The sequence below is a fragment of the Vibrio sp. R11-SG3-ISO3-SZ genome, assembly GCF_059834345.1.
This window is the reverse complement of record NZ_JCBDGX010000163.1, coordinates 1-4852: the sequence shown is the minus strand read 5'-3', so window position 1 is coordinate 4852 and position 4852 is coordinate 1. Positions and strand designations below refer to the sequence as shown.

At 53.2% G+C, this 4852-nt stretch carries 5 protein-coding genes; 4 read left to right on the top strand and 1 reads right to left on the bottom strand.

Going from position 1 to position 4852, the window contains the following annotated elements; all coding sequences use genetic code 11:
• The coding region (locus AC6R1O_RS17710; RefSeq protein WP_500657520.1) for a magnesium chelatase domain-containing protein at positions 1–289 on the bottom strand (289 nt) is incomplete at its 3' end.
• 523 nt (positions 290–812) lie between these two features.
• On the opposite strand from AC6R1O_RS17710, the gene ilvG reads away from it, so the two are divergent.
• The 4 genes from ilvG to ilvD all read left to right on the top strand — a co-directional run.
• Positions 813–2459, top strand: coding sequence for an acetolactate synthase 2 catalytic subunit (gene ilvG, locus AC6R1O_RS17705; protein ID WP_500628978.1), 1647 nt, complete (start codon positions 813–815; stop codon positions 2457–2459).
• Between the two features lies 1 nt (position 2460).
• The gene (gene ilvM / locus AC6R1O_RS17700; protein WP_334555508.1) at positions 2461–2745 is read left to right on the top strand and encodes an acetolactate synthase 2 small subunit; all 285 of its coding nucleotides are present in this window, start codon (positions 2461–2463) and stop codon (positions 2743–2745) included.
• 11 nt (positions 2746–2756) lie between these two features.
• Complete coding sequence (gene ilvE / locus AC6R1O_RS17695; protein WP_500628979.1) at positions 2757–3701, top strand: branched-chain-amino-acid transaminase; 945 nt, start codon at positions 2757–2759, stop codon at positions 3699–3701.
• A 13-nt stretch (positions 3702–3714) separates the two neighbouring features.
• A partial coding sequence (ilvD, locus tag AC6R1O_RS17690) for a dihydroxy-acid dehydratase (protein ID WP_500657519.1) occupies positions 3715–4852 on the top strand: 1138 nt, incomplete at its 3' end.

Here is a 4852-nt window from a genome sequence, read left to right as displayed (position 1 = left end):
GGATCTGGTCTGAGGCCGCCAAAATCCCGAGCGCGATCGGCAAATCAAAGCGGCCGCCCTCTTTAGGCAGATCGGCAGGCGCGAGGTTGACGGTAATTCGCTTGGCAGGAAATTCAAACCGAGAGTTGATGATGGCGCTGCGCACTCTATCTCGTGACTCTTTGACGGTGGTTTCCGGCAGCCCCACTAGGGTAAACCCGGGCATCCCATTGCTGATATGGACTTCCACCGTTACCGGCGGGGCTTCGACCCCCACCGATGCGCGGCTATGAATCACGGCTAAACTCATGTGTACTCTCTGATTGAATTGACTAGGCGTGATGTTATATAGCGTGTAGAGAAGCAACGGGAATGTGAAAAAAGAATGACTTTTTGCTTGTCATGTAACGGAATTCTATGTTACCACTAGTGACGCAATCAATTTCGTACGAAATTAAGCCGACGCACGTAACCAAAACTGCACAAACAGCAGAACCAGTGAAATGCGCGATTGGTACGAATGGCGACACAACATCAACGTAAATAATTAAATATGAATTTCAACGCCCGCTTCACTTCACTGCTAGCCCTGATTATCGTGGTCATTATTGATTCCGCGCGGGGGATGGTGGGCGAAAAATAACCACAGATTCTAAAAAACCCCCGCACTGAAAAGTCCGGGGGTTTTTTTCAACCTATGGGATGGCAGAATTTTAAGCGTTAGACAGTTCATCATTAAGAACTGCAGGAAGAATGGGAGCGCACATGACGTGCAAAGCAACACAACAAGACTGCCAAGCCACTCGCAGTCACAAGACACAAGGAGGCCTTTGATGACTGGTGCAGAGTTAGTCGTAGCCGCATTAAAACAGCAAGGCATCCAAACCGTCTTTGGGTACCCCGGCGGGGCCATCATGCCAATTTACGATGCCCTTTATGATGGCGGTGTTGAGCACATTTTGTGTCGACACGAGCAAGGCGCCGCAATGGCCGCCATTGGAATGGCGCGAGCCACTCAAGAAGTGGCCGTCTGTATGGCAACCTCAGGACCGGGAGCCACCAACTTGGTCACTGGCCTTGCCGATGCCTTTATGGACTCCATTCCACTGGTGGCGATCACCGGACAGGTCGCCAGTTCACACATCGGCACCGACGCGTTCCAAGAGATGGATGTGATTGGCATGTCGCTGTCGTGTACCAAGCACAGCTACCTAGTGACCGACATCAACGAACTGGCACCGACCTTATCCGAGGCATTTGAAGTCGCTAAAACCGGCCGCCCGGGCCCTGTGATTGTCGATATTGCCAAAGATGTCCAACTGGCCAACGCGCCGGTTTCTGTTCTTTCTTCTTTCACTCCACCTGCCATGCCACGCGCCAGCGCTGATGAGATTGCCAAAGCACAAGATCTGCTGTCACACAGTGCCCGCCCCGTATTATACGTCGGTGGTGGTGTGCAACTTGGTCATGCCACGGGTGCCGTGCGCGAGTTTTTGCGCCTCAACCCGATGCCATCGGTCAGCACACTTAAAGGCTTAGGGACAATTGAACGTCATGACCCACACTACTTAGGCATGCTTGGCATGCACGGCACCAAAGCCGCCAACTTGATTGTGCAAGAGTGTGATTTGTTGATTGCCGTCGGCGCCCGTTTTGATGACCGCGTGACCGGCAAACTCGATACCTTTGCGCCCAACGCCAAAGTGATTCATATCGATATCGACGCCGCCGAAATCCACAAGCTACGCCAAGCCAATGCGCCTGTTCGCAGTGAAATTGGCGTTGCGCTCTCTCAGCTCGAATTGTCTCAAGACATTACACCGTGGGTGAAACACAGCGAGAGCTTACGCAGTGGCTTTAAGTGGCGCTATGACCATCCAGGTTCATTGATTTACGCGCCGGGCTTATTGAAAACCTTATCGGATATGATGCCTGACAGCAGCATCGTCTCGACCGATGTTGGCCAGCACCAAATGTGGGCGGCACAGCACATCCAGCCGCGCGAGCCGCAAAACTTCATCACCTCAGCCGGTCTTGGCACTATGGGCTTTGGCTTACCGGCAGCTATGGGCGCCGCCGTAGCCAGACCGGGCGATCAATCGATTCTGGTCACCGGTGATGGCTCATTTATGATGAACATTCAGGAACTGGGCACGTTAAAGCGTCGTCAGATCCCGGTGAAAATTGTGCTGCTCAACAACCAACGCCTCGGCATGGTGCGTCAATGGCAATCGCTGTTCTTTGATGGCCGCCACAGTGAAACCATTCTGGATGACAACCCTGATTTTGTTATGTTGGCGAAAGCGTTCGACATTCCGGGTAAAACCATCAGCCGCAAAGAAGAAGTCGGCCCTGCGCTAAAAGAGATGCTTGAAAGCGAGACGTCGTACTTACTGCATGTCCTTATCGATGAAGAAGAAAACGTGTGGCCGCTGGTTCCACCGGGCGCGTCCAACAACGATATGCTGGAGAACACTTAACATGGAAAGATACTTAATTGATATTAAAGCCGATGATAAACCGGTACTGCTTGAGCGTGTCCTTCGCGTGGTTCGTCATCGTGGCTTTGTGGTCAAACAGGTGGCCGGTACGCAAAACCACTCCAGCAAAATCGCCAGCGTAGAGATCATCGTCGACAGCGATCGCCCCATTTCATTTCTCACCAATCAGATTGAAAAACTGTGGGACGTGCGCAGTGTCGAAGTGACACAAATTGCGAATGACGCATTGCCAAACAATAACCTACAACAACAAATTTGCGCATAAGGAAGGCAATCATGGCAACAAAAACCGCAGACTACATCTGGTTCAACGGCGAGATGGTCCCTTGGGCCGAAGCCAATGTGCACGTGCTGACCCATGCGATGCACTATGGCACCTCCGTGTTTGAAGGCGTGCGCTGCTACAACACGCCTAAAGGGCCGATTGTTTTCCGTCACCGCGAACACGCGCAGCGTCTCAAAGACTCCGCCAAAATTTACCGTTTCCCAATTCCTTACAGCATCGATGAAATAATGGAAGCGACCCGCGAAACCCTGCGCCAAAATAAGCTTGATAACGCTTATATCCGTCCACTCGGTTTTGTCGGCAACGTCGGCTTGGGCGTTTGCCCGCCCGCGGATACGGAAATGGATCTCATCATCGCCGCCTTCCCTTGGGGCTCTTATCTAGGTGAAGAAGCGCTAGAGAAAGGGGTTGATGCCATGATTTCCAGTTGGAATCGCGCCGCACCGAACACCATCCCAACCGCAGCAAAAGCGGGCGGTAACTACCTCTCTTCCTTGTTAGTTGGCGGTGAAGCCCGTCGTCACGGCTACGATGAAGGGATCGCGTTGAGCGTCGATGGCTACCTGTCTGAAGGGGCGGGTGAGAACATTTTTGTCATCAAAAATGGCGTGATCACCACTCCACCGGCCACCAGTGCGATTTTGCCTGGCATTACCCGTGATTCAATCATGACGCTCGCGCGTGACATGGGTTATGAAGTCCGCGAAGCCAACATTGCGCGTGAAGCGCTCTACCTTGCCGATGAAGTCTTTATGACCGGCACCGCAGCGGAAGTCGTTCCCGTCGCAACCATTGATAAAATCGAAGTGGGCTGTGGCCGCCGAGGCCCTATCACTCAAGCCCTTCAAACGGCCTACTTTGGCCTATTCAACGGCACCACTGAAGATAAGTGGGGCTGGTTAGATTACGTTTACCCCGCAGACGCAGCAAAATAAGGAAGTATGCAAAATGCCTAAATACAGATCCGCCACCACCACTCACGGACGTAACATGGCCGGTGCTCGTGCACTTTGGCGCGCAACTGGGGTAAAAGATGAAGATTTCGGTAAACCGATCATCGCCGTAGTGAACTCGTTCACTCAGTTTGTTCCCGGTCACGTTCACCTCAAAGACATGGGCCAACTGGTCGCTCGCGAAATTGAGAAAGCAGGCGGTATTGCCAAAGAATTCAACACCATCGCGGTCGATGATGGCATTGCGATGGGTCACGGCGGCATGCTCTACTCGCTGCCTTCTCGTGAGCTGATCGCCGACTCGGTGGAGTACATGGTCAACGCCCACTGCGCGGATGCCATGGTGTGTATCTCCAACTGTGACAAAATCACACCGGGAATGCTGATGGCTTCAATGCGCCTCAATATTCCGGTGATTTTCGTCTCGGGCGGACCAATGGAAGCGGGCAAAACCAAGCTGTCTGATCAACTGATCAAGCTCGACTTGGTTGACGCGATGATCCAAGGTGCTGACCCTAAAGTCTCCGACGAGCAAAGTGAGCAGATTGAGCGCAGTGCCTGTCCAACGTGTGGTTCGTGCTCAGGCATGTTTACCGCCAACTCGATGAACTGTCTCACCGAAGCCCTCGGTCTTTCTCAGCCGGGTAACGGTTCGATGCTGGCCACACACGCCGATCGCGAGGCGCTGTTCATCAATGCCGGTAAGCGCATTGTCGAGTTGACTCGCCGCTACTATGAGCAAGAGGACGAATCTGCCCTGCCGCGCAACATTGCCACCTTTGACGCGTTTGAAAACGCCATGGCGCTCGACATCGCCATGGGCGGCTCCACCAACACCATTTTGCACCTGCTTGCGGCGGCGCAAGAGGGTGAAGTGGACTTTGATATGGAAGACATCGACCGTCTGTCACGCCAAGTGCCTCACCTATGTAAAGTGGCGCCGTCGACGCAAAAATACCACATGGAAGATGTCCACCGAGCAGGTGGCGTCATGGCGATTTTGGGTGAGCTCGACCGCGCTGGCTTGCTGCACAATGATGCCCGCACCGTACTGGGCCTATCGATGAAAGAGCAGTTGGCGCAATACGACATCATGCAGACCGAAGATCCAGACGTGTTGACCTTTTTCCGCG